At 32.3% G+C, this 25993-nt stretch carries 23 protein-coding genes; 18 read left to right on the top strand and 5 right to left on the bottom strand.

Features of this window, described 5'->3' with window-relative positions; genetic code table 11:
- Window positions 1-39 precede the first annotated feature (39 nt).
- On the bottom strand, window positions 40-543 hold the full coding sequence (locus B8965_RS03570) for a hypothetical protein (RefSeq protein ID WP_084052489.1): 504 nt from the start codon (window positions 541-543) through the stop codon (window positions 40-42).
- Window positions 544-700: 157 nt separating this feature from the next.
- Window positions 701-2347 carry an FAD-dependent oxidoreductase gene (locus tag B8965_RS03565; RefSeq protein WP_084052488.1) on the bottom strand — a complete coding sequence of 549 codons (1647 nt, stop codon included), beginning with the start codon at window positions 2345-2347 and terminating at the stop codon, window positions 701-703.
- A 181-nt stretch (window positions 2348-2528) separates the two neighbouring features.
- Here B8965_RS03565 and B8965_RS03560 point away from each other — a divergent pair, with 181 nt between their 5' ends.
- Together B8965_RS03560 and B8965_RS03555 are read left to right on the top strand one after the other, a co-directional pair.
- A complete protein-coding gene (locus B8965_RS03560; RefSeq protein WP_084052487.1) occupies window positions 2529-2936 on the top strand; it encodes a YtxH domain-containing protein in 408 nt (135 codons plus the stop codon).
- 53 nt (window positions 2937-2989) lie between these two features.
- The gene (locus tag B8965_RS03555) at window positions 2990-3355 is read left to right on the top strand and encodes a hypothetical protein (protein WP_084052486.1); all 366 of its coding nucleotides are present in this window, start codon (window positions 2990-2992) and stop codon (window positions 3353-3355) included.
- Between the two features lie 22 nt (window positions 3356-3377).
- On the opposite strand, the gene dusB is transcribed toward B8965_RS03555, so the two are convergent.
- Complete coding sequence (gene dusB / locus B8965_RS03550) at window positions 3378-4355, bottom strand: tRNA dihydrouridine synthase DusB (RefSeq protein ID WP_084052485.1); 978 nt, start codon at window positions 4353-4355, stop codon at window positions 3378-3380.
- A 171-nt stretch (window positions 4356-4526) separates the two neighbouring features.
- Here dusB and codY point away from each other — a divergent pair, with 171 nt between their 5' ends.
- The 5 genes from codY to B8965_RS03525 all read left to right on the top strand — a co-directional run bounded on the left by codY (window position 4527) and on the right by B8965_RS03525 (window position 8659).
- Complete coding sequence (gene codY / locus B8965_RS03545) at window positions 4527-5258, top strand: GTP-sensing pleiotropic transcriptional regulator CodY (protein ID WP_084052484.1); 732 nt, start codon at window positions 4527-4529, stop codon at window positions 5256-5258.
- A gap of 41 nt (window positions 5259-5299) precedes the next feature.
- A complete protein-coding gene (locus tag B8965_RS03540) occupies window positions 5300-6019 on the top strand; it encodes a ComF family protein (RefSeq protein ID WP_084052483.1) in 720 nt (239 codons plus the stop codon).
- A gap of 391 nt (window positions 6020-6410) precedes the next feature.
- Window positions 6411-7196: a basic amino acid ABC transporter substrate-binding protein gene (locus B8965_RS03535; RefSeq protein WP_084052482.1), complete on the top strand. Its 786-nt coding sequence runs from the start codon at window positions 6411-6413 to the stop codon at window positions 7194-7196.
- Window positions 7197-7260: 64 nt separating this feature from the next.
- Window positions 7261-7950, top strand: coding sequence for an amino acid ABC transporter permease (locus B8965_RS03530; RefSeq protein WP_341451575.1), 690 nt, complete (start codon window positions 7261-7263; stop codon window positions 7948-7950).
- Window positions 7937-8659, top strand: a complete 723-nt coding sequence (locus B8965_RS03525) for an amino acid ABC transporter ATP-binding protein (RefSeq protein ID WP_084052481.1) — start codon at window positions 7937-7939, stop codon at window positions 8657-8659. Before B8965_RS03530 ends, B8965_RS03525 begins: the two co-directional genes overlap by 14 nt.
- Window positions 8660-8726: 67 nt before the next feature.
- Here the strand turns inward: B8965_RS03525 and B8965_RS03520 are convergent, their stop codons facing one another.
- Window positions 8727-8924, bottom strand: a complete 198-nt coding sequence (locus tag B8965_RS03520) for a cold shock domain-containing protein (protein WP_084052480.1) — start codon at window positions 8922-8924, stop codon at window positions 8727-8729.
- A 113-nt stretch (window positions 8925-9037) separates the two neighbouring features.
- A complete protein-coding gene (gene hpf, locus B8965_RS03515; RefSeq protein ID WP_084052479.1) occupies window positions 9038-9577 on the bottom strand; it encodes a ribosome hibernation-promoting factor, HPF/YfiA family in 540 nt (179 codons plus the stop codon).
- Window positions 9578-9885: 308 nt separating this feature from the next.
- Between hpf and secA the strand changes: the two genes are divergently transcribed.
- The 11 genes from secA (at window position 9886) to uvrA (ending at window position 25985) form a co-directional block, all read left to right on the top strand.
- Complete coding sequence (gene secA / locus B8965_RS03510) at window positions 9886-12381, top strand: preprotein translocase subunit SecA (protein ID WP_084052478.1); 2496 nt, start codon at window positions 9886-9888, stop codon at window positions 12379-12381.
- 22 nt (window positions 12382-12403) lie between these two features.
- Window positions 12404-13505, top strand: a protein-coding gene (gene prfB, locus B8965_RS03505) for a peptide chain release factor 2 (protein ID WP_143334208.1) whose coding sequence is annotated in 2 segments (ribosomal slippage) — window positions 12404-12472 and window positions 12474-13505 — 1101 coding nt in all. Because the reading frame shifts where the segments join, the coding sequence is not laid out codon by codon here.
- Between the two features lie 157 nt (window positions 13506-13662).
- Entirely contained in the window at window positions 13663-14745 is a 1083-nt protein-coding gene (locus tag B8965_RS03500; protein WP_084052476.1) for a GerAB/ArcD/ProY family transporter, read from the top strand.
- A gap of 222 nt (window positions 14746-14967) precedes the next feature.
- A complete protein-coding gene (locus B8965_RS03495; protein WP_084052475.1) occupies window positions 14968-15789 on the top strand; it encodes a transketolase in 822 nt (273 codons plus the stop codon).
- A gap of 39 nt (window positions 15790-15828) precedes the next feature.
- The gene (locus B8965_RS03490) at window positions 15829-16755 is read left to right on the top strand and encodes a transketolase family protein (RefSeq protein ID WP_084052504.1); all 927 of its coding nucleotides are present in this window, start codon (window positions 15829-15831) and stop codon (window positions 16753-16755) included.
- Between the two features lie 215 nt (window positions 16756-16970).
- Entirely contained in the window at window positions 16971-17660 is a 690-nt protein-coding gene (gene ftsE / locus B8965_RS03485; RefSeq protein WP_084052474.1) for a cell division ATP-binding protein FtsE, read from the top strand.
- Window positions 17647-18534 carry a permease-like cell division protein FtsX gene (gene ftsX / locus B8965_RS03480; RefSeq protein ID WP_159446257.1) on the top strand — a complete coding sequence of 296 codons (888 nt, stop codon included), beginning with the start codon at window positions 17647-17649 and terminating at the stop codon, window positions 18532-18534. Before ftsE ends, ftsX begins: the two co-directional genes overlap by 14 nt.
- 99 nt (window positions 18535-18633) lie before the next feature.
- Window positions 18634-19791, top strand: a complete 1158-nt coding sequence (locus B8965_RS03475) for a S41 family peptidase (protein ID WP_084052472.1) — start codon at window positions 18634-18636, stop codon at window positions 19789-19791.
- A 110-nt stretch (window positions 19792-19901) separates the two neighbouring features.
- A complete protein-coding gene (locus tag B8965_RS03470) occupies window positions 19902-21074 on the top strand; it encodes a PDZ domain-containing protein (protein ID WP_143334207.1) in 1173 nt (390 codons plus the stop codon).
- An 88-nt stretch (window positions 21075-21162) separates the two neighbouring features.
- The gene (uvrB, locus tag B8965_RS03465) at window positions 21163-23133 is read left to right on the top strand and encodes an excinuclease ABC subunit UvrB (RefSeq protein ID WP_084052470.1); all 1971 of its coding nucleotides are present in this window, start codon (window positions 21163-21165) and stop codon (window positions 23131-23133) included.
- Window positions 23134-23156: 23 nt separating this feature from the next.
- Window positions 23157-25985: an excinuclease ABC subunit UvrA gene (gene uvrA, locus B8965_RS03460; protein ID WP_084052469.1), complete on the top strand. Its 2829-nt coding sequence runs from the start codon at window positions 23157-23159 to the stop codon at window positions 25983-25985.
- The last annotated feature ends 8 nt before the right edge of the window (window positions 25986-25993 follow it).

Here is a 25993-nt window from a genome sequence, read left to right as displayed (position 1 = left end):
AAAAAAAAGTAGCAAAGAAATTATTCTTTTTGCTACTTTTTATTTGATTATTTTTAATTTAGTTATATCGTAAAGATTTTCTTTTGTAATAGCTTCAATAGTCTCTATCTTATCCGTAATATTATCAAGTTTTATATTATTTTCTGTATGATATTCTGAAAGTCTCGCTGTTTGTTCATTAATAATATCTAATTTTTGCTCGAGGTTATCGAATTTATTTGAAAGATGAGCTTGTCCTTGTTCGAGGTTAGTAAATCTATTTTCAAGAGTACTAAACCTTTGTTCAAGGTTAGTAAAATTATTTTCAAGAGTACTAAACTTTTGTTCAAGGTTAGTAAAATTATTTTCAAGAGTACTGAACCTTTGTTCAAGGTTAATTTGACCTTGCTCAAGAGTACTAAACCTTTGTTCAAGGTTACTAAACCTATTTTCTAGACTTGTTAGTCTATGATCTAAATTATCTACTTTATTTTCAACATTTGTCAGTCTATGATTAACACCTTTTATTTCTTTAAGTATTTCATGTAATAATTCTGTTGACACTTACTCACCTCCTAGGGTTTTACTTTAACCTATTATACCAAAATGGTATCTATAATAGAAGATGTGAAAAGTTAACATTTATAACCCAAGTAAGGTAGACAACAGATTAAGCTTCAATAAATGAGGTCTGTATATTGCCAGCAGACCTCATTTATCCTTATAAAAAATTTCTTTTTTGCATTTTATAATGCTTGTGCCCACCGGATAAGGTAAATACTTTACCAAGACCACGATTAATCAAAATGTTTTGACATGCATTTCCAGTAGTTCCCTTATTACAATAGGTAATGGTGATAGTTTCTTTATCTATATCCTTAATGGTCTCTCTAAGAGATGCATGAGGGATATTTTGCGCAGTTTCAACATGATCTTCGTTATAATTAGAATCAACCCTAGCATCAATTATCCGATACCTTTGACCTGATTTTATTAATTCATCGAGTTTTTGTGGTGTTATAAGAGATCTTCCTTTATTAATGTCATTATCAAGAATCATACCTGTATACATAACAGGATCTTTAGCAGTAGAAAATGCAGGAGAATAGGCTAAATCAAGGTGAATTAAATCTTCTGCTTTGGCTCCAAAGGTAATTGCGGTAACAAATACATCTATTCTTTTATCTATTCCATCAGACCCTATAATTTGTACTCCTAGTAATTTAGCATCTTTCTTATTAGCGATAGCTTTAATTATCATTTCAGCGCCACCCATATATTCTGGTCTACTTATTTTTGTATTATGAATCACTGAAATATCATAACCTTGTTCTAATGCTTCTTTTTCAGATAAACCAGTTTGGGCAATGCCAAGTTCAAAAACTTTAAAGATACCGGTACCTAGGATTCCTCTAAAATGGTTGTTTTCTCCTGTTACCACTTCACCTGCAATTCTCCCAGTCTTATTAGCCGTTGAACCTAAGGGGCGATAAACAGGCTGACCGCTAACCATGTGGTAATGTTCCATGCAATCTCCACAAGCATATATATTACTAATATTGGTTTCTAACCTTGGATTAACCTTGATAGCACCTGTGATGCCTAGCTCGATTCCAGCATTCTTTGCTAAATCTGTATTAGGTTTTATTCCTGTGGCCATTATTACTATATCAGCTGGTAATTTCTCATCATTATCAAGTATCACGTTATTTTTAGTGATTTTAGAAACATTTGCTTTAGTTAAGACTTTTACACCATTCTTTTCTAAGTATTCTTGTACATATATTGCCATATCACTGTCAAGGCCAGGGGTAACTTGAGGTAATCTTTCGATAAGGGTTACATCAATACCAATATTTTTAAAACTTTCACAAAGTTCGAGCCCGATAAAACCAGTACCGATAATTACTGCTTTTTTAGGTCGATTATTTTGGATAAAGGAATTAATTTTATTCATATCTCCTATATTACGCAAAGTAAATACATTAGGGTTTTTTGCTCCTTTGATAGGAGGAATGACAGCACTAGCTCCTGTTGCAATAATAAGTTTGTCATAGTGATCAGTAAATATTTTACCAGTTAAAAGGTTTTTTACTTGTAATGTCTTGTTTTCGGGTTTTAAAGATAATACCTCGTGTCCTGTTAGAATATCGATATTATATTTACTTTTAAAAAAGGCCGGATCACGAGGTATTAATTCAGTCATGCTTTTAATTTGACCACCAATATAGTAGGGCATTCCACAACCCGAGTAAGATATAAGGTTATCTTTTTCGTAAATTGCGATTTCTAATTCTTCATTATTTCTTCTAGCTTTTGCAGCCGCGGAAGTTCCAGCAGCAACTGCACCAATAATCACAAGACGCATAATTTACCTCCTTAGTTCATAGTAATATTTATTTTAATCCTATCATATATATTATAGTTAATTTTAAAGGTTACATACAGGAACAGAAAAAATGTATAATTCAAGACAATTTTAGGTTTGCGATTGAAATATCCATTTATTTCTTGTACAATGAGATAAGTCTATTTGCGGGAGGGATAATATGTCAATTAAAGATACTATTAACAAAGCGAGAAAAAAGAAAAAACAAGCCCAAAATGTTGATACTGCAAAGAAAGTAGGAGTTGGTTTAGGTATAGGGGCGGCTATTGGTAGCTCTATAGGCTTGTTATTTGCACCAAAATCGGGCAAACAAACTAGAGACAAAATATCAAATGTCACTAAAGATACCGTAGATAATCTAAAAGAAAATGCTACTGAAATGGGAGGTAAAATCTCTAAGGTAGTAGGCGAAGGTAAAGAAAGAATTAAAAATATTCGTAAAGACACAAAGGAAACAGCTGAAGAAATAATGGAAACAACTGAAAGGGTATTGGATGAAGTAGATGAAGATATTGATGAAATAAATGAAATAATTGGTGAAAACTTAAATAACCCTGAAAAGTTATAATGTAAACAGCCTATCTTAATTTAAGATAGGCTGTTTAGAAAGAGGGGTAGGATATGATTTCATATAAAGACCTAGGACTTGTTATACTTTTTCTGATCTCTGCAGGTTTAGGAGTATACCTAATTCTCACACTTACCCAAGTTTATGCAATTGTCAAAAATGTAAGAAGTTTTTTAGACCTTAATCGGTCTAACTTAGACCAAATAATGGACAAGCTTCCTTCAGTAGTATCTAATGTTGATGATGCAGCTAATGATTTAAAAAATGGTGTAGCTAGGGCTTCTGATGCAGTTGAGTCTATTGGAGATTCAATTACAGATACCGTATCAAGCGTGACCGTGGGGACCAGAGAAGCAGCTGAGTATGTAAAAATTATCAGTGAAATAGTCAAAGTAATTATTAACACTTGGAAGAAATAATAAAAAATCCTGTTGATTAATTTCAACAGGATTTTTTATTTAACACCTCTAAATATTCACTTAATAAACTTTCGAAATCTTCTAGGGTTAGGATTGAATTCATATTCCGCCTAATAGCTGTTGCCCCTGGAAGGCCTTTAAAATACCAACCTAGATGTTTGCGCATTTCTTTCATTGCTAATTGTTCTGGTTTGTATTTAATCGCCAGATGAGCATGTTCCCGGGCTATATTTACTTTTTTTATAATAGAAGGTTCTTTATATTCGGTTCCATTTGCGAGAAAATCTCCAATAGATCCTAATATCCAAGGTCTGCCAAACACCCCTCTTCCCACCATTACAGCATCGACATCTGTTTGTTCAAACATATTTTTAGCATCTTGAGGTAGAATAATATCCCCATTACCTATTACAGGAATATTAACTACTTCTTTGACCTGTTTAATTGTATTCCAATCTGCATTTCCTGAATAAAATTGATCTCTTGTACGACCATGTATGGCTATAGCAGCTGCTCCACTTGCTTCCATTTTTTTGGCAAACTCTACGGCATTAAGATTATTTTCATCCCAGCCTTTACGAATTTTAACGGTAACTGGAATTTTGACCTTTTTACTTATCTTTTCAACTATATTTGCAGCTAAGTCTGGATTAAGCATTAGTGAGGATCCTTCATTATTTTTAATTATTTTAGGTACAGGACATCCCATATTGATATCAATAATATCTGCCCCATATTCTTCGACAATTAAAGCCCCCTCAGCCATAATCTCAGGCTCAGAGCCGAAAATTTGTACACTTATAGGTGCTTCTTCATCTTTTAAATCAATTAATTCAAAGGTTTTTTTATTTTTATAAGTTAGTGCTTTAGCACTTACCATTTCAGTATAGATAATTCCACAGCCATATTTTTTAACTAAGATACGAAAGGCCTTATCAGTTACCCCTGCCATAGGAGCTAGGGCAACAGGATTTTGAATAGTTATATTTCCTATTTTCATGGGTCTTCACCTCTTCGTTATTATAGTAAAACCAAAATAAAATGTCTAATGCAAAAATTGCATTTAATTAAGATTAGTAAAACATTTTTTCTTAAAGTGTATAAATTGCATATTGTTGGAAATAATACTAATAAATCAAACAATTATTTAAAATTTTAGGAGGAATAAAACATGGACACACAGGTTTTATTAGAAAAAACGAGAGTAATGCATCAATTATTACAAAAGGCATCATCAAACGCTTTACAATTTGATAATATCGCAACTGAGCTTAAATCCGTATTAGATTGTAATGTATATATTATAGATAAAGAAGGTAAATTATTAGGTCGTTCTGAAATTTATGAATTAAGTACATTTGGTTTGGAAGAGTTAGAAGGAAAACAGTTTTCAGAAGAATGTATACGCTGGTTTTCAGGCTTTAACCAAACTGAGGTCAATATAGATAGAGAAGAAAGTAAGGTTATAGTAACACCAGTATTAACAAGTGGTGAGAAAATGGGTGCTGTTATTTATGCACGTAAAGAACAAGCCTTTTCTCCTTTAGAAGTTATTTTAGCTGAGTATGGGTCTTCAGTTGCTGGTATGCAAATTATGAGAACGATTAATTTAAAAATTGAAAATGAAGCTAGAAAGAAAAATGTTGTGCAATTAGCTTTAGAAGTTTTATCCTATTCAGAATTAGAGGCAGTAAAGTATATTTTTAATGAAATAGAAGGTAGTGAAGGATTTTTAGTAGCAAGTAAATTAGCAGAACAATATAAGTTAACCCGTTCAGTAATTGTAAATGCTCTGAGAAAGTTAGAAAGTGCAGGAGTTATTGATGCGAGATCTTTAGGCATGAAAGGTACATACATAAAGGTTTTAAATGATTACTTATATGACGAATTAGCTGAGGTATAAAATAGAATTATTATAATTTCAGAAAGTAAGGGGGGGTTACGATGATAGCACATCTTTTAGAATTGCTCTTTCCAACCCCCAGGATATGTCCTTTGTGTGGAAATAAACAAGAGCATTTAAAAATTTGCAATTCTTGTCTCCATAAAATAGATGATTTACAAAATGTATATGGTAAATGTCTGAAATGTGGCACCTATGGACACAGTGGGGAAAATTGCGAAAATTGTTTTTACTGGCCTGAATATATTCAAGAAAATATAGCTATGGTTCCTTTTGAAAATGAATATCGTAAACTATTACATAAATTTAAATTTCAAAAACAAGGTTGGCTAGCAGATGCAATGATTCCATTAATGGCAGATCAGGTTAAAAGGAGAAAAATTAAGATTGACCTGATTATGCCAGTACCCCTACATATAAAAAGGGTTAGGGAAAGAGGATTTAATCAAGCTGCACTACTAGCTAGTAAGATTGCTAGAGAGCTTCAGGTGACATATGATGAAAAAATATTGATAAGAAAAAAGAATACATCACATCAAACAGGAAAAAATCAGCGAAAAAGAAGTACTAATTTAAAAGATGCTTTCATAGTATTAAATGAGGAAAGTATTAATAATAAAAACATTTTAATTATTGATGATGTTATTACTTCAGGTGCAACCTTGCGTGAATGTAGTAAGGTCTTAGTACAAAAAGGGGCAAAAGGTATTTACGGCTTAACTTGGGCATCAGGAATAAATGAGGATAGCTTGGAGGGATGAAATTGGACTCTAGGTATGTAAAAGAATTTCAGGAAAGACTAGTGTTACATAAATTATTAAAAGAAGTGACAAAAAAAATAAAACAAGAAAAAGCTTAACTTTGCATAAGGTTAAGTTTTTTTTGAATTCGAGAAATAATCAACATATTGTGGATAATGACATGTGGATAATGTGGATAAGTCTGGGGACAACTTCATATTTGGACATGTTATCTGTGGATTTCTTAAAACATCCTGGGGATAAAGATGTTAATATTCGCAAGAAACCATATTAGGGAAATACAATAGAAAGTAGTACAAGTAAAAATTAATTTTTTGTTTAAAAAACCTATTGATTAAATATTCACCAGAATGTATAATTATTAAAAAAAGAAGGTTTTAGGGGGATTGTAATGAAAAGGTTTCTTAGTATTTCATTAATTATGTTAATGATGCTTAGTATTGTAGCTTTAGCTGGGTGTGCAAAAACGGAAAAGCCAGCAGAGGAAAATGCACAAGGTGATGAGGATAAAGTTTATATCGTAGGAACTGAGCCTACATTTGCTCCATTTGAAATGAAAGATGAAAAAACAGGAGAAATTACAGGTTTTGATATTGAATTAATTAAAGCAATTGCTGAAGACCAAGGATTTAAAGTAGAAGTACAAGCAATGGGATTTGATGGCTTAATTAATGCTATTAAAACTGGTACTATTGATATCGTAGCTTCTGGAATGACTATTGATGAAGCTAGACAAAAAGAAGTAGATTTTAGTACTCCTTATATCAATTCAGGATTAGCTTTAGCTGTACAAGCTGATAATGAAGATATTAAATCGGTAAACGATTTAAAAGGTAAAGTAGTAAGTGTACAAATTGGTTCTACAGGAGCTAAAAAGGCTCAAGAACTTAAAGACCAAGGTTTACTTGGAGAAGTAAAAACCTTTGATACTGTTGATATAGTAATGAGGGAAGTAGATAATGGTAATGTAGACGGTACTATTAATGATTTACCTGTAACAAATGCGTATATTGTTAAATCAGCGAACTCTCTTAAAGTTCTTGAAAATTTAACAAGTGAAGAATATGGATTTGCAGTACAAAAAGGTAACGATTTAAAAGCTAAAATTGATGCTGGTCTTAAAAATGTAAAAGAAAATGGTAAATATGCAGAATTAGAACAAAAATACTTTCAGTAAAACCTGATGCGTAACCCCTTTGGGTGTTACGCATTTAAATTGTTTATTTTGTGAGGTGACATAATTGTTTCGTGATTATTTTTTATATCACATGACACAAGCTGCCCCAGCTTTATTTCAAGGGGCGATTTTAACTGTAAAGATTACAGCCTTTTCTGTATTTTTTGGTTGTATCATTGGCCTGTTTTTAAGTTTTGGACAGATTTCAAAGAAAAAATTATTTAGAATTCCTGCAAAAATTTATGTAGATACAATTAGAGGAACTCCTCTATTTGTACAGATACTAATTTTCTTTTATGGTATCCCGGATATTTATAATACAATGATGGGTGAACCTTTACGTTGGGATAGGGTATTAGCTGCAATCATTGTTTGTAGTATCAACAGTGGTGCTTATGTATCTGAAATATTTAGAGCTGGAATTCAATCTATTGATAAAGGTCAAATGGAAGCCGCAAGATCACTTGGAATGAGTCATTCTAAGGCAATGATTTATATCATTTTACCTCAAGCTTTCAAAAGAATAGTTCCTCCTTTAGGTAATGAATTTATCGTGCTTTTAAAAGATACTTCTTTATTAGCTGTTATAGGAGTACCAGAGTTATTACAAGAAGGAAAATTATATGTAGCCGCCACTTATGTCACTTTCCCTATTTATATAGAGGTAGCTTTAATCTATCTATTAATGACTTTAAGTATATCTAGGTGGGTATCGTGGATGGAAAGGAGGCTGGGCGTAAGTGATCGAAGTTAAAGACTTATATAAAAATTTTGGGGATTTAGAGGTTTTAAAGGGCATCACAGAACATATTAAGCATAAAGAGGTTGTATGTGTAATTGGTCCTTCTGGATCTGGTAAAAGTACATTTTTAAGATGTCTTAACCTTCTAGAAATGCCTACTGCTGGAGAAATATTTATAGTAAATGAGTTAATTAATGACCCAAAAGTTGATATTAATAAAAAAAGAGAAGAAGTTGGAATGGTTTTTCAAAGGTTTAATTTATTCCCTCATAAAACTGTTTTAGATAATATAACCTTAGCTCCTATAAAGGTGAAGGGGTTAAGTAAAGAAGTAGCAGAACAAAAAGCACAAGAATTATTAATTAAAGTAGGATTAACAGATAAAGCAAAGGTTTATCCTGAGTCTTTATCTGGAGGTCAGCAACAAAGGGTAGCAATTGCAAGAGCGCTTGCGATGGAACCTAAAATAATGCTTTTTGATGAGCCAACATCTGCTTTAGATCCTGAAATGGTTGGAGAAGTTTTAGCAGTTATGAAGGATTTGGCTAAAGAGGGTATGACTATGGTCGTAGTAACTCATGAAATGGGATTTGCTAGAGAAGTAGCAGATAGAGTTCTTTTTATTGATGAAGGTGTAATTATTGAACAAGGAACACCAGAAGAATTATTTAACAACTCTAAACATGAAAGAACTAAATCCTTTTTAAGTAAAATATTATAAAGAAAACCCCCCGTATAAACGGGGGGTCATTCTAATATTAGCTGTGATAATTTATATTGACGTAATATTAAATTCTACTAACATTAGAAGCTTGAGGACCTTTTGATCCTTCAGTGATTTCGAAACTTACAGATTCGCCTTCTTCAAGAGTTTTGAATCCATCAGTTTCAATTGCAGAGAAGTGTACGAATACGTCTTTGCCGTCCTCGCCTTCAATGAAACCATAACCTTTTTTAGCGTCAAACCATTTTACTTTACCTTGCATACTGGAAAATCATTCCTTTCAAATATAACTATCAGGGTCTTTTACCCTTTTTTTAGTATACCCCTTTTTACAATCATTAGCAATCCTTTATTTTAAAAGAGGTTATATGAAAACTAACCTAAATCAGGCTCAATTAAACCATAATGTCCATCATTTCTTTTGTATACTACATTAACTTCATCTGTTTCTCCATTCAAGAAAACATAAAAGTTATGTCCAAGTAAATCCATTTGTAAAACTGCCTCTTCCACTATCATTGGCTTTACAGGAAAACGCTTAGTTTTTTTAATCTTAGGCTCTAAATCTAGTTCCTTAATAGCATTTCCTTCAGGAGGAACTAAATTTAAAACAGATAAGTTTTTAATTTTTTTATTAATCCGTGTTTTATATTTACGAACTTGACGTTCTAATTTTTCAATAACATTGTCTATAGAATTATACATATCTTTTGTTTGTTCTTCACCACGTAGAATATAGCCTTGGAGAGGAATAGACACCTCTACTTTCTGCATATCCTTCTCAACACTAAGAAGAACAGTGGCATTATTTAATTCTCCTTCAAAGAACTTTTCAAATTTAGATACTCTTTTTTCTGCATATTCTTTTAGTGCTGGTGTTACAGTTAAATTTTTACCTCTTACGATAATTTCCATGGAAACCAGCTCCTTTCACTACTTTATTTTTTAATATTCTACTAAAATAGTAAATGTCCTTCTTTGTTATGGATTAAATTAAAAGATTTATTTATATATATACTATTATGCACATCTTTAATACTAATTTAATCTATCAAATTATAAGATAATAACTTAAAATAAATAGTACTTATGAATTCTAAACGGAAAAAATTAGCATAGCCTTTTTTAGTGTGATAAAATACTGGTAGTTTATTTATTCTAAGTTAAGTGTAAAATATATTCTATCTATGAAAATATAGTATGGAAATAAAGAGGGGATTACTATGTTAAACTTTTTAAAAGGAATACTAGATGACAATAAAAAGGAAATCAAAAAATTACAAAAAACAGTAGATAAGATAAATAGTTTTGAACAAACCTTCGAAAAATATACAGATGAAGATTTGAGCAATATGACTGTTAATTTTAAGGAAAGATTAAATAAAGGCGAAACTTTAAATGATATTTTACCGGAAGCCTTTGCAGTGACAAGAGAAGCCGCTAAAAGGGTTCTAGGAATGAGACACTATGATGTGCAGATGATGGGTGGAATAGTTCTCCATAGGGGTCGTATTGCCGAAATGAAAACAGGTGAAGGTAAGACTTTAGTTGCAACCCTACCAACCTATTTAAACGCATTAACTGGTAAAGGTGTGCATGTTGTTACCGTAAATGATTATTTAGCTACACGTGATAGTGAATGGATGGGCAAACTTTATAATTTTTTAGGATTAGAAGTAGGTTTAATTGTTCATGGTTTAAGTTTTGATCAAAGAAAACAGGCTTATAATGCTGATATAACTTATGGAACTAATAATGAATTTGGCTTTGACTACTTAAGGGATAATATGGTTATGTACCAAAAAAACATGGTACAAAGAGATTTAAATTATGCTTTAGTCGATGAAGTAGATAGTATTTTAATCGATGAAGCTAGAACACCGTTAATAATTTCAGGACCATCTGATAAACCAAAAGAACTTTATGCTACCGTAGCTAAGATTATCCCACGTTTAAAAAATGAAGATGATTATACTATTGATGAAAAGCAAAGAATAGTTAATTTAACTGAGGAAGGTAATATTAGAGTAGAAAAAATGCTAGGTATTGAAAACTTGTTTGATGAAGCAAATATAGAGTTAAGTCACCACGTTAATCAAGCGCTGAAAGCATATACTTTAATGAAAAAGGATAAAGATTATGTAGTAAAAGATGGGGAAGTTATTATTGTTGATGAATTCACAGGACGATTAATGTTTGGTCGCCGTTATAGTGATGGATTGCATCAAGCAATTGAGGCTAAAGAAGGAGTAAAGATTGAGAAGGAATCTCAAACTTTAGCAACTATTACCTTCCAAAACTATTTTAGAATGTATCAAAAGGTATCAGGGATGACTGGAACAGCAAAAACTGAAGAAGATGAATTCATGAAAATTTATGGGATGGATGTTGTAATTATCCCAACCAATAAAGAGTTAAAAAGGGAAGATAAATCAGATATAATTTTACGCACAGAAGGCGGTAAGTATGATGCTGTAGTTGAGGAAATCGAACAAAGGCATATAACTGGTCAGCCTGTTTTAGTAGGTACTATCTCAATTGAAAACTCTGAGTTATTAAGTAATAAATTAAAGAAAAAAGGGATACCACATCAAGTCTTAAATGCTAAATTTCATGAGCAAGAAGCAGAAATAGTAGCAGGGGCTGGACAAAAGGGCATGGTGACAATTGCTACTAATATGGCTGGTAGAGGAACAGATATAGTATTAGGTGAAGGTGTTAAAGAATTAGGTGGACTGTGTATTTTAGGTACGGAAAGACATGAGTCAAGAAGGATAGATAATCAGCTTAGAGGACGTGCAGGTAGACAAGGAGACCCTGGTCTTACTAGGTTTTATATTTCTATGGAAGATGAGTTAATGAGACTTTTTGGTGCGGAAAATATCATGGGCTTGATGGATAAACTAGGAATGGATGATAGTGTTCCCATTGAAAATAAAATAATTTCTAGAGGCATTGAAAATGCTCAAAAAAGGGTAGAAGGACGAAATTTTGATATCCGTAAAAACGTTTTAGAATACGATGATGTTTTAAATAAACAAAGAGAAGTTATTTATAATCAAAGAAAAAAAGTATTAAACGGTGAAAATATTAAAGAAAGTATTATAGATATGATTGAAAAGGTAGTCGATGAAACCATCTCTGTCTTTGCAGGAGAGGCTACTTATCCTGAAGAATGGGATTTAGAAGGATTATTACAAGCTGCTGAGCAAAAGTTCTTACCGGATCATGATATAGAAGCGGAAAAACTAAGTAAACTAGAGGCAACAGAAGTTCGAGAATTATTAAAAGAAGAAGCAATTAAATATTATGAAAAGCGTGAAGAAGAATTAGGTGAAGAAGAGCTAAGGGAAGTCGAAAGACTAGTGCTATTAAAGGTTGTAGATGCAAAGTGGATGGATCACTTAGATGCAATGGATCAACTAAGAAGAGGTATTCATTTAAGAGCATATGGTCAAAGAGATCCTTTATTAGAATATAAATTTGAAGGATATGATATGTTTAATCAAATGATTAGAGATATCCAAGAAGAAACCGTGCGTTATGTGTATCGTGTAAATGTCGCAGAACGTCCCGAAGAGCGTCAAAATGTAACAGAGAATAAATATGAAGAAGAAAAAACAAAAAACCCGGTAAGAGTAAATAAAATTGGTAGAAATGATGACTGCCCATGTGGTAGTGGTAAAAAGTACAAAAAATGTTGTGGGAAAGAAGCTTAAGTAAAAAAAGAGGTGTATAAGTATGGAATATGAAATTAAAAAAGAAATAGAATTAGCCAAAAAGAAAATATCTGAATTAAAGGAGTCTCTTTGACATAGACCAAAAAGAAAAATTAGTTAGTGATTTAGAAGAACAAATAGCAGAGCCCGATTTTTGGGATAATCCAGAAATGGCTCAAAAAATAATGCAAAAGTTAACTAACTTAAAAGAAAAACTAAAAAAGTATACAGATTTAGCATCGGGTTTTGAAGATGTTGAAGTTTTATATGAACTAAGTGAACAAGAAGATGAATCTTTAGGAGAAGTAACAGAAGAGCTTAAACAGGTCAAAGAATCCTTGGAAGTCTTAGAACTAGAAACTTTATTAAATAGTAAATATGACCGTAATGATGCTATTATCACACTCCATCCAGGTGCGGGCGGAACAGAATCTCAGGACTGGACCGAAATGCTTTATCGCATGTATACAAGATGGGCTGAAAAAGAAGGATATAGGGTGCAAATTTTCGATTTATTACCTGGAGATGAAGCAGGGATAAAAAGTGTAACCTTATCAATTCAAGGTGAAAACGCCTTTGGTTATTTAAAAGCAGAAAAAGGTGTGCACAGATTAGTAAGAATTTCTCCCTTTGATTCATCCGGAAGAAGACATACCTCCTTTGCGGCTTTAGAAGTAATGCCGGAGGTAAATGATGAAGGAGAAATTGAAATAGATACTAAGGATTTAAAGATTGATACTTTTAGAGCAGGTGGAGCAGGTGGGCAGCATGTTAATACAACAGACTCTGCTGTGCGTATTACTCATTTACCTACAGGTATTGTAACTCAATGTCAAAATGAACGTTCTCAAATTAGTAATCGTCATTCAGCGATGAAGATTTTACAAGCTAAATTATTAGAGAAAAAATTAAAAGACCACGAAAAAGAATTAGCCCAAATTAAAGGAGACCAACAAGAAATCGGCTGGGGAAGTCAAATTAGATCTTATGTTTTTCATCCATATAACATGGTTAAAGACCATCGTACAAATGTAGAAAAGGGAAATGTTCAAGCTGTAATGGACGGGGATATTAATGAATTTATTTATGGCTATTTAAAAATGCAAGCACGAAAAGAAAATTGAAGTTGTAATTAAAATTAGAATAGATTTAAAAATAATAAAAGAATTAAGAAAGTTATTTTAAAACATTTACTGTGTTTTAAAATAACTTTTTTTCATATATTTACCTGAAATTGGACAAGATACTAGATGAGAAAAATAATAAGTTCGAGGTATAAATATGCAAAAAGAAGTAATTTCCACCGAACAAGCTATCAAATTAATAATCTTATTTTCTGTGGGCTCAACCTCTATTTTTGTACCAGGCCTATCGGCGGGAAAGGATTCTTGGTTAGCTGTTATTGTGGCTTTTGTAATGGTCTTGCCGATGATAATGATTTTTGCGAGGATTCATGCAAATTTTCCTAGTAAGGATTTGTTTGAAATTATCGAAATTTGTTTTGGTAAGTTTATCAGTAAAATAATTTTACTAATTATAATTTGGTATACATTTTTCTGGGTTTCGGATGTTTTAATTAATTATGGACAGTATATTCAAGTTACTAGTTTGCCTAAAACCCCCAGAGTAATAAACATGGCTATTTTAGCCGTTTTATGTTGCTGGGTTTTAAAACAAGGTATAGAATCCCTAGCAAGATGGTCTTATATTTTTGTGTATATACCTTTTGTAATTTTGGTCGGAATAAGTTTATTATCCATCACAATTATGGATGTAAGCAATATTTTGCCCATTTTCAACAATGGATACAAACCTGTTTTAAAAGGGGCATTTAGTGTTTTTTCCCAACCTTTAACACAAATATTTGTCTTTACAATGGTTTTTTCTGATTTTCGAAAGTCTAATTCAAGCTATAGAATTTATTTAACTAGTTTGCTGATTGCTGGGATATATATATTAATATTTACGTTAATAAATCTTTTAGTTCTGGGAGAAGATGCAGCAAACAGTATGTCTTATCCTGCTTATAACATGGTTAGAAGAATAGATGTCGCACAGATATTTCAAAGAATTGAAATTCTAGAATCTCTTTCTTTCATTTTAGGGGGTTTTGTAAAAATAAGCATCTTACTACTCTGCCTAAGTAAAGGAGTAACTAAATTATTTAATTTTAAAGATTATCGCTTTTTGCTTTTTCCTATTATGCTCTTAGTCCTTAATCTTGCCTCCTTTTTATATGAAGATGTAATTAGTTATAAAGACTTTAATAATGAAATTTGGCCCTATTACTTTTTACCTTTTCAAGTAATTTTGCCAATAATTATTTTAGGGGTGAGTGAGATTAAAAAGAAAAAGTTCAAATAATTGTAAAAAGGTGGTGCATAAACCGTACTCTTATTTATCATACTAGGAAGGCTAGCTAGAAATACTTCCTTTTTTTCGTGAAAACCCTTCACTTTTTTAGTTAATATTGGTATTATGGTGCAGGATAAAGGATTTTTATGACGAAATATGTAGAACCAAGTAAATGTACTTCGTGTAAAAATTGAGATAAAATTTTGATTTTATAAGGAGGGTGTAATAAGAATGCTTACTGAAAGTACAAATATGCTGACAAAAAAGGCTACTGAAATTCGCCGAAATATAATTAAAATGATAGGGGCAGCAGGATCAGGACATCCAGGGGGTTCCCTGTCAGCTACGGACATAGTAACATACTTATATTTTAAAGAAATGAAGGTCGATGCTAATAATCCTAAGTGGGATGAAAGGGATCGTTTTGTATTATCAAAAGGACATGCTGCGCCAGTATTATATGCAGCCTTAGCAGAAAAAGGATTTTTCCCTGTCAAAGAATTATTAACACTTCGCCAAATTGACTCTAAATTACAAGGTCATCCTGATATGAAAAAGGTATCAGGGGTAGAAATGTCTACGGGTTCATTAGGAACTGGATTTTCTACTTCTATAGGTATGGCGCTAGCAGGGAAACTAGATAAAAGGGATTCCTATATTTATGTAATGTTAGGTGATGGCGAGTTACAAGAAGGACAGGTATGGGAAGCAGCTATGGCTGCTAGTCATTATAAATTGGATAATATAATTGCTATTTTAGATAATAATGGTCTACAAATAGATGGAAATATTGAAGAGGTAATGAATCCTTATCCAATTATCGATAAGTGGTCTGCTTTTGGTTGGGATGTTATTGAAATTGATGGACATGACTTTGAAAGTATTGAAGCTGGTTTTAAAAAGGCAAAAGAGACTAAAGGTAAACCATCAATACTTGTGGCAAAAACAGTTAAAGGTAAAGGTGTGTCTTTTATGGAAAATAAGGCGAATTGGCACGGTTCAGCCCCTAATAAAGAAGAAGTAGACAAAGCTTTACAAGAATTACAAGCGTAAATTATTTTAAGAGTAAGGGAGGTTTTTATTGTGGAAAAAATGGCGACTAGAGATGCCTATGGGATAGCTTTAGCAGAACTAGGTAAAAATAATGATAATGTAGTTGTAGTTGATGCTGATTTATCAGGTTCGACTAAAACAAGTGTTTTTAAAAAGGAATTTCCGGAACGATTTTTTAATATAGGAATAGCAGAACAAAACTTAATGGGATGTGCCGCAGGACTCGCAGCAGCAGGCAAAATTCCTTTTGCGAGTACTTTTGCTATTTTTGCATGTGGTAGAGCTTATGATCAAATTAGAAACACAATTGGATATGGATGTTTAAATGTTAAAATTGCAGCCAGTCATGCAGGTTTAACTGTAGGCGAAGATGGTGGAAGTCATCAAATGTTAGAAGATATTGCGCTAATGCGTGCTATTCCAGGGATGACTGTGATTGTTCCTGCTGACGGTGAAGAAACAAAACAAGCAATTGTGGCAGCAAGCGAATATGAAGGTCCTGTTTACATAAGGCTAGGAAGACCAAAGGTTCCGATGATCTTTGATAATAGCTATAAATTTGAAATTGGTAAAGCTAAATTAATCGAAGATGGAAATGATGTATCAATTATTGCAACTGGAATTATGGTAGGAGAAGCATTAAAAGCACGTGAAGAGCTTTTAAAACAAGGAATAAAAGCAAGTGTTTTAAATATTAGTACCATTAAACCCTTAGATAAAGATGCAATAATAAAAGAGGCTCAAAAATCAGGAGCTATTATTACCTGTGAAGAGCATAATATTAATGGTGGTTTAGGTAGTGCAGTAGCAGAAGTTTTAGTAGAAAATTGCCCTATCCATATGGAAAGAGTTGGGGTAAATGATATCTTTGGTAGATCAGGAAAACCAGATGAATTATTAGAAGTATATGGTTTAACAGCTAAACATATTGCAGAAAAAGCAGTTAATTTAATCAATAAAAAATAACAACCATTTATAAGAATTAATTAAATATAAAGGGTAGTTCTTATTTTAAAATAAAATGTCCTCAAGTTTGAGTTCATATTATTTATTTTAAATGAGGACTACCCTTTTTTTAACAATATTTATTTGCAGGAAAATATACCTTTTTTGTCGAAAGCAATTATTTGGTATAATAAACAATGGGTAATATTTTGTGAGTATATTTTGAGGTGAAAAAATTGATAAAACTTGTCAACGTAACAAAAAAGTATGGTAATAATAGCCTAGCTTTAGAAAATGTAGAGTTAAGTATAGATAAGGGTGAATTTGTTTTTTTAGTAGGAAAAAGTGGTGCTGGAAAGTCAACCTTACTAAAATTATTAACCAGGCAAGAAAAGCCTACGGAAGGTCAAATAATGGTTGGAGGTAAAAGTATCGTTCGATTAAGTAACAAAGAGGTACCTTTATATAGACGCAAAATAGGGGTAGTTTTTCAAGACTTTCTACTTTTAGAAGATAGGACTGTTTTTGAAAATGTTGCTTTTGCTTTAGAAGCTACAGGAACTTCTCCTAAAGAGGTCAAAAAAATAGTGCCACAAGTTCTCCAAAAAGTAGGTTTAGCAAAAAAGACCAATTCTTTTCCTAATCAGTTATCAGGTGGAGAACAACAAAGGGTAGGTATAGCTAGGGCAATAGTTAATAGACCAGAAATAATCATAGCTGATGAACCTACAGGAAACCTAGATCCGAAAACATCAAAGGAAATCATGCGTCTTTTAAGTGACATTAATGAAAGAGGGACAACTATTTTAATGGCTACTCACGATATTGAAGTAGTAGCATATATGCGTAAAAGGATAATAGCTTTAAAAAATGGTCAAGTATTTCGAGATATCGATAAAGGAGGGTACGAGGATGCGGACTTATAGTTCTTTAAAATATAGTTTACGTGATACCTTCCGTTCGATGAATAGACATAAAGGAATGACGATTGCTTCAATTAGTACAGTAACTATATCTTTAATTATTTTAGGATTTTCTTTATTATTTGTTTTAAATAGTCTACATATGATGGAAGAACTTGAGAAACAGGTGGAAATAAATGTATTTTTGCAAAAAAATATGGATATCGAGTATTCTGAATTAGAAAAGGACCTTAAAAATTTAGAAGGAGTAGAGTCTATCGAGTTTGTTCCTAAGGCAGATGCTTTAATAGAACTTCAAAATCGTTATGGTAAAGAAGCTAATATAGTTAAAGCCTTAGGAGATAGGAATCCGCTCCCAGATATGTATAAGGTACAAGCTACAAAACCAGAGCAAGTAGAATCTATCGTCAAAGAAATCGAAAAGATTGAAATAGTAGACAAAATAAATTATGGTAAAGGTTGGATAGAAAAACTAGTATCATTGACTACTTGGGTGAGAAATGCAGGAGTAGTTACAATTATAGGGATTTTATTAGCATCCTTATTTTTAATTTCGACAACGACTAGACTTACGGTATTAGCACGTAGAAAAGAAATAAGGATTATGCAATTTGTCGGTGCAAGTAGTGTGTTTATTAAATTACCCTTTTATTTAGAAGGAATGTTAATTGGCATAATAGGAGCAGTTTTATCTAATATAGGTATATATTATGGGTATCAGAAGTTTAGCGAATATTTATTAGTATCCGCACCCTTTTTACCCTTAGTAACGGACTCTACCCTTTTATCATACATTATAATGAGTATCTTAGCAGTAGGGGTTATAATTGGAACATTTGCTAGTGGAATAGCAGTTAGAAAATATTTAAATGTTTAATTAGTATTTAGATGTAATAATTAGGTAATTATATAAGTATATATTTTTATATCATCATAAATATATTTTAGAAGAGATTAGGTTAGGAAGGTGTTACATTTGCAAACGACCAAAAAAATATTAAAGGTTGTTCTTACGATATTTACAATTATTAGTTTTATCGTTACATCAGTAGTTGGTTATATCTTTATTACTAATTATAATCAGGTAGGTCAGCTTTTACATGTAGCAACACTGGTAAAATCAAGTTATCTTCATCCGATTACCACTGAACAATTAGTAGAAGGTGCAACTAAAGGGCTAGTTGATTCTTTAGGTGATGAGTATTCTGTATTTTTAGATGAAAAGGAGTTTCAAAAATTACAATCATATATTGAGCCAACCTTTGGTGGGATAGGCGTATATGTAGGGACTAAGGAAAAGGATATAACTGTAATTGCACCCGTAGAAGGAACACCAGGTCATAAGGCAGGGATAAAGTCCGGAGATATAATAACCAAAATTGACGGTAAGTCTACAACAGGTATGACTTTAGATGATGCAGTTGAGGTTATGAGAGGAGAGCCAGGAACTAAAGTAAAGTTAAGCATTAAAAGAGAAGGTACAGATAAAATTTTAGATTTTTCTATAATAAGAGAAATTGTTGACGTACCAACAGTTAAGGCAGAGATTTTAAAGGAAAACAAAGATATAGCTTATTTAGCAATTACCTTATTTGGGAATAATACCGATGAAGAATTTACTGCTGAAATGGAGAAGATAAATAAAGAGGGTTATAAAGGATTAATTATTGATTTAAGAAATAACCCTGGAGGTAATCTTGAAACAGTAGTTAGTATTTTAAAAGAGGTTCTTCCTGAAAGTCCAATTGTCCATATCGTAGATAAAAATGGGAAAAGTGTAACCTATAGTTCTAAAGGACCAGGAATAAAAGTGCCATTAGTCGTTTTAGTTAACGAAGGTAGTGCAAGTGCTTCAGAAATATTTGCAGGAGCAGTTAAAGACACTAAGTTAGGTACCTTAGTAGGCGAAAAAACTTATGGTAAAGGTGTAGTGCAAAATGTATTCTTCCTTAAAGATGGAGCAGGTCTTAAGTTAACAACAGCAAAATATTTAACTCCTAACAAGAATGATATTCATAAATTAGGAATAAAGCCAGATGAAGAAGTTAAATTACCATTAATTACGGGATCCGAGGAATTTATTGAAGATACTCAACTTAAAAAGGCTATTGAATTACTTCAGGGGAAACTATAACCCCTGAAAATTTTTTTGGTGGGGTGTAACTTTTGGTCTTTTTAAAGTTAATACCTATGATTTTTTATAATATTGTATCCCTTTTATTACAACCAGTTTTCTGGGTGGTTATGATAATTATTTGGTTTCAATTTAAGAGATTAGCTAAAATGAAAAGTTCCATGTTTAATTTACCAGAAGAAAGTATAATAGTGCCAACTATAGTAGCTTCTTTGTATGGTTTATTAGGCGGTTTTATTGGGAGTATTATTTTAGTAATAGTTGGGTTATCCATTTTAGAAATCGGCATTCAATATTTATGGATTCTTGCAGTAGGCCTTATGCTGATAAATCAAAGGTTTATGTGCTTTGCTTATGCGGGGGGCATACTTTCTTTATGTAAATACTTTTTTGGTTTTCCAGAAATTAGTATCCCACAGATTATGGGTTTAGTAGCTATATTACATTTAGTCGAAGCTATTTTAATTTTAATGAGTGGTCATTTAGGAGCCGTTCCTGTATATGTAAAAGATAAAACAGGCAAACTAGTAGGAGGTTTTAGCTTACAGAAGTTTTGGCCTTTACCTATTGTAGCTATGATTGCAATGGCTATCCCAGAAAGTAATGCAGTAACAGATGTAATTAAAATGCCTGAGTGGTGGCCTTTAATTAAGTCTGAATTAGTTATAGAAAGTGAAAACATGGTTTATTTAATGATGCCTGTGATTGCGGGATTAGGTTATGGTGATATTGCGCTTACGGGTCATGCTAAGCAAAAATCCTTACGTTCTGCGTTCCACCTAGCTGTGTATAGCGTAATATTATTGATATTAGCTATTATAGCTACGAATTTTTATTCTTTAAGTATCTTAGCAGCTTTATTTGCACCTTTAGGCCATGAGTTTATTATTTATTTAGGTCGAAGGCATGAATTTAAAAGTGAGCCTAAGTATGTAGATACGGAAAGAGGCATCATGATTTTAGACTTATTAAATAATTCACCTTTAAAAAGAGCAGGGCTTGGCACAGGGGATGTTATTCTTTCACTTAATGAAAATGAAGTTAATGGTTATAGTGAATTAGAATATTTTTTGCAATTCACGGAAAGTAATTTTCAGATTACATATTTCAGTGATAAAAAGAAAAAAATTCATAAGACTTTAGTTAAGAGAAAAGGTTTTGAAGCTTCATTAGGATTAATACCAGTTCCTAGAGGATATAATGATTCTTATCTTGATTTGTCGAATTCAGATGGATTTTTCCAAAAATCCTTCACAAAAGTACTAAAAAGAATAATTAAATGATTCTTAACTGCATTTCTTCGGAGGTGCAGGTTTTTTATTATTAAGGTTATGATAAAATAAAAGAAAGAGATGAAGGTAGGTGAGGAGCTTGGAGGATAAATTTAAATTAGTGTCTGATTACCAACCCGCAGGTGATCAACCAAGGGCTATCGAAGAATTAATTGAGGGTCTGTATAGTGGGCTACCTAATCAAACTTTATTAGGAGTAACAGGTTCAGGCAAAACTTTTACTATGGCTAATATTATTAAAGAAGTAAATCGTCCTACTTTAGTAATTGCGCATAATAAAACATTAGCCGCCCAATTATGTAGTGAGTTTAAAGAGTTTTTTCCTGAAAATGCAGTTGAATATTTTGTTAGTTATTATGATTATTATCAGCCCGAGGCCTATATTGCTCATACTGATACGTATATAGAAAAAGATTCTAGTATAAATGAAGAAATTGAAAAATTACGACACTCTGCTACCTCAGCCCTTTTTGAGCGTAAAGACGTTATTATTGTGGCAAGTGTATCTTGTATTTATGGTTTGGGTTCACCGATTGATTACAAAAACCAAACTCTTTCAATTAGAGTTGGACAAACATATGATAGAGACGATATTTTAAAGAAATTAGTTGATATTCAATATGAAAGAAATGATATTAATTTTGACCGAGGGACTTTTAGAGTACGGGGTGATGTAATCGAAGTCATGCCAGCATCGCTTTCCGAAAAGGCAATCCGTATAGAATTATTTGGCGATGAAATAGATAGAATAGCAGAAATTGATATTGTTACAGGGGAAGTGCTAGGTTTATTAAAACACATTAGTATTTTCCCAGCTAGTCACTATGTTACTGATCCTGAGTATTTAGAAGAGGCAATTAAAAATATTGAACAAGAATTAGAAGAAAAATTAAAGATATTAAAAGAAAAAAATAAATTAGTAGAACTGCAAAGATTAGAGCAAAGAACTAGATATGATTTAGAAATGATGCGTGAAGTCGGATTTTGTACCGGAATTGAAAACTATTCTAGGCATTTAACTGGAAGAAAAGAAGGGGAAACGCCCTTTTGCTTATTAGACTATTTTCCAGAGGATTATTTAACTATTATTGATGAAGCTCATGTGACCATCCCGCAAATAGGTGCGATGTATGCAGGAGATAGATCTCGTAAGAGTAATTTAGTAGCTCACGGTTTTAGGCTGCCTTCAGCTTTAGATAATAGACCTTTACAGTTTGCAGAATTCGAAAAGAAAACAGGGCAAATGATTTTTGTTTCAGCCACTCCAGGACCTTATGAAAAACAAAATAGTTCTAAGGTTGTAGAGCAAATTATTAGACCGACAGGCTTAATTGATCCAGAAATAGAAGTGCGACCAGTAAAGAATCAAATAGACGATTTACTAGATGAAATAAGGTTAAGAGTGGAAAAAAAGGAAAGAGTATTAATTACAACTCTAACTAAAAAAATGTCGGAAGATTTAACAGATTATTTAAAAAATGTCGGAATTAAAGTGCGATATTTACATTCAGAGATTAAAACGATAGAGCGCATGGAAATTATTAGAGATTTACGTTTAGGGGAATTTGATGTTTTAGTAGGTATAAACTTATTACGTGAAGGCTTAGATTTACCAGAGGTTTCTTTGATAGCTATCTTAGATGCAGATAAAGAAGGATTTTTGCGATCTGAAACTTCTTTAGTTCAGACAATAGGACGAGCGGCACGTAATATTAATGGTAAGGTTATCATGTATGGCGATATCGTTACAAAGTCTATGAAAAAAGCATTAGATGAAACCTATAGAAGACGAGAAATCCAGATAAAACATAATAAAGAAAATAATATTACTCCGCAAACTATTAAAAAAGGAGTAAGAGATGTTATTGAAGCAACCATGGTAGCAGAAAAGGTAGCAGATTATAATACAAATGCGAAGAAGTTAACTAAAAAGGAAAAAGAAGCGAAAATTAAACAATTAGAAAAAGAAATGAAGCAAGCAGCTAAAAATTTAGAGTTTGAACAAGCAGCTTTTATTAGAGATTTAATTATTGAACTAAAAACAAAATAGAATCTTATACTTGGAGGAAGATAATGGCTATAGATAAAATTGTAGTTAAAGGTGCTAAAGTTCACAATCTCAAAAATATTGATGTAGAAATTCCACGCGATAAATTTGTTGTAATTACAGGTTTAAGTGGTTCAGGTAAGTCTTCCTTAGCCTTTGATACGATTTATGCTGAAGGGCAAAGACGTTATGTAGAATCATTATCTGCTTATGCTCGTCAGTTTTTAGGGCAAATGGATAAGCCGGATGTTGAATATATTGAAGGCTTATCCCCTGCAATATCGATTGATCAAAAAACAACTAGTCGTAATCCCAGGTCTACTGTAGGTACGGTTACTGAAATCCATGATTATTTACGTTTATTATTTGCCCGTATCGGAATACCTCATTGCCCTAAATGTGGTAAAGCCATTACTCAACAAACTATAGAGCAAATGGTCGATAAAATTATGGGATATGAAGAAAGAACAAAACTACAAATTTTAGCTCCAGTTGTCCAGGGCAGAAAAGGAGAGCATAAAAATGTAATTGAAGATTTAAAGAAAAGTGGCTTTGTACGGATTAGAGTAAATGGGGAAATAAAGGATATAAATGATGAAATTAATTTAGAAAAAAATAAAAAGCATAGTATTGAAGTTGTAGTCGATAGGATTATTGTCAAAGAAGGTATCGAAAATAGATTAGCAGATTCTTTAGAAATTGCTTTAAAATTAAGTGAAGGTTTAGTTTATGTTTTAATGTCAGATGAAGAAGAATTAATGTTTAGTCAAAATTTTGCGTGTGTTGATTGTGGCATTAGCTTAGCAGAAATTACACCAAGGATGTTTTCTTTCAATAGTCCTTTTGGAGCTTGTAATGATTGTGATGGTCTCGGAACAAAGTTAGAAATAGATCCAGATATAGTGATTCCAGATAAAAGCATATCCTTAGAAGTAGGGGCGATAGCTGCTTGGAGTAGAAATAGTGCTAGTTATTATTATCAATTACTAAATTCAGCAGCAGAACAATTTGAAATTGATTTAACTATACCGGTTAAAGATTTGCCAAAAGAAAAGCTAAAGTTAGTTCTATATGGCTCGACAACAGAAAAAATTAAATTTAAATATACTAATATTTATAATGATACGCGGGTAGTAGATACCTATTATGAAGGGGTAATTCCAAACTTAGAAAGAAGATTTAGAGAAACAAACTCTGAATCTGCACGTACAGAAATTGAAAAGTTTATGTCTAGTAAGCATTGCCTTCGTTGTAAAGGAGCAAGGCTTAGACCAGAAGCATTAGCTGTAAAAATTAATGATATAAATATAGCAGACATTTCTAATATGACTATTTTAGAAGCCAAACAATTTATGGATACTTTAGAACTTAGTGATCGTCAAATTTTAATTGCAAGACAAATTTTAAAAGAAATTAAAGAAAGATTAGGATTTTTAGTAAATGTGGGTTTAGATTATTTGAATTTAAGTAGATCAGCAGGAACCTTGTCCGGAGGGGAAGCTCAAAGAATTCGCCTTGCAACTCAAATCGGCTCAGGTTTAGTAGGAGTTTTATATATCCTAGATGAGCCAAGTATAGGCTTGCATCAAAGAGATAATAATCGGTTAATTAAAACACTGGAAAATTTACGAGATCTAGGTAATACCTTAATCGTGGTTGAACATGATGAAGACACAATGCTTAGTGCAGATCATATTATTGATATAGGACCTAAGGCAGGGGCTGGGGGAGGAAAACTGGTAGCACAGGGAACGATTGAGGATATCAAAAATGCTCCAGAATCAATTACTGGTCAATATTTAACAGGGGCTAAAAAGATAGAAATTCCTAAAATTAGACGAGAAATGACAGAAAAGAAAATAGAAATCAAAAAAGCTAGTGAAAATAACTTGAAAAATGCAAATCTAGCTATTCCCTTAGGATTATTTACTTGTGTAACAGGGGTATCTGGATCAGGAAAAAGTACTTTAATTAATGAAATCTTATTAAAAGCTTTAGAATCAAGACTTTATCCTACCTCTAAAGCAAAGCCGGGAAAACATCAAGATATTTTAGGAATTGAGAATTTAGATAAGGTTATAAATATAGATCAGTCTCCTATTGGTAGAACGCCAAGGTCAAACCCAGCAACGTATACAGGAGTATTTGATGCTATTAGAGAGGTCTTTTCTCAAACAACGGATGCTAGAATGAGAGGTTATAAGCCGGGTCGTTTTAGCTTTAATGTCAAGGGTGGAAGGTGTGAAGCTTGTAGCGGAGATGGAATTATTAAAATTGAAATGCACTTTTTACCTGATGTATATGTACCATGTGAAATATGTAAAGGTAAACGTTATAATCGAGAAACCCTAGAAATTAGGTATAAGGGAAAAACTATTTCAGAGGTTTTAGGGATGACGGTCGAAGAAGGTGTAGAGTTTTTTCAAAATATACCTAAAATTCACCGTAAATTAAAGACTTTAGATGATGTTGGATTAGGGTATATTAGACTAGGACAACCTGCTACTACTCTCTCAGGAGGAGAAGCGCAAAGGGTAAAATTAGCAACAGAATTATCTAGAAGAAGTAATGGAAAGACATTATACATTTTAGATGAACCTACTACAGGACTTCATATTGCAGATATTCATAAACTTTTAGATGTTTTAAACAGGCTTGTAGAAGCAGGAGATAGTGTAGTCGTGATAGAGCATAATTTAGATGTAATTAAATGTGCTGATTATATCGTGGATTTAGGCCCAGAGGGTGGGGATAGGGGTGGACAAATTATTGCTACAGGTACGCCAGAAGAAATAGCAAATACCGACCACTCTTACACAGGGCAATACCTTAAAAAAGTTTTAAATAAAGGTTAAATAGTGGA

The sequence above is a fragment of the Desulfonispora thiosulfatigenes DSM 11270 genome (assembly GCF_900176035.1).
Classification (GTDB): domain Bacteria; phylum Bacillota; class Peptococcia; order Peptococcales; family Desulfonisporaceae; genus Desulfonispora; species Desulfonispora thiosulfatigenes.
This window is presented reverse-complemented; position numbering and strand designations above follow the sequence as displayed.

Coding starts and splice junctions, on each gene's coding strand:
- B8965_RS03565 (WP_084052488.1), bottom strand. CDS start 2,347: ATGCGTCTTGTGATTATTGGTGCAGTTGCTGCTGGAACTTCCGCGGCT.
- B8965_RS03560 (WP_084052487.1), top strand. CDS start 2,529: ATGTCAATTAAAGATACTATTAACAAAGCGAGAAAAAAGAAAAAACAA.
- B8965_RS03555 (WP_084052486.1), top strand. CDS start 2,990: ATGATTTCATATAAAGACCTAGGACTTGTTATACTTTTTCTGATCTCT.
- dusB (WP_084052485.1), bottom strand. CDS start 4,355: ATGAAAATAGGAAATATAACTATTCAAAATCCTGTTGCCCTAGCTCCT.
- codY (WP_084052484.1), top strand. CDS start 4,527: ATGGACACACAGGTTTTATTAGAAAAAACGAGAGTAATGCATCAATTA.
- B8965_RS03540 (WP_084052483.1), top strand. CDS start 5,300: ATGATAGCACATCTTTTAGAATTGCTCTTTCCAACCCCCAGGATATGT.
- B8965_RS03535 (WP_084052482.1), top strand. CDS start 6,411: ATGAAAAGGTTTCTTAGTATTTCATTAATTATGTTAATGATGCTTAGT.
- B8965_RS03520 (WP_084052480.1), bottom strand. CDS start 8,924: ATGCAAGGTAAAGTAAAATGGTTTGACGCTAAAAAAGGTTATGGTTTC.
- hpf (WP_084052479.1), bottom strand. CDS start 9,577: ATGGAAATTATCGTAAGAGGTAAAAATTTAACTGTAACACCAGCACTA.
- secA (WP_084052478.1), top strand. CDS start 9,886: ATGTTAAACTTTTTAAAAGGAATACTAGATGACAATAAAAAGGAAATC.
- B8965_RS03500 (WP_084052476.1), top strand. CDS start 13,663: ATGCAAAAAGAAGTAATTTCCACCGAACAAGCTATCAAATTAATAATC.
- B8965_RS03495 (WP_084052475.1), top strand. CDS start 14,968: ATGCTTACTGAAAGTACAAATATGCTGACAAAAAAGGCTACTGAAATT.
- B8965_RS03490 (WP_084052504.1), top strand. CDS start 15,829: ATGGCGACTAGAGATGCCTATGGGATAGCTTTAGCAGAACTAGGTAAA.
- ftsX (WP_159446257.1), top strand. CDS start 17,647: ATGCGGACTTATAGTTCTTTAAAATATAGTTTACGTGATACCTTCCGT.
- B8965_RS03470 (WP_143334207.1), top strand. CDS start 19,902: ATGATAATTATTTGGTTTCAATTTAAGAGATTAGCTAAAATGAAAAGT.
- uvrA (WP_084052469.1), top strand. CDS start 23,157: ATGGCTATAGATAAAATTGTAGTTAAAGGTGCTAAAGTTCACAATCTC.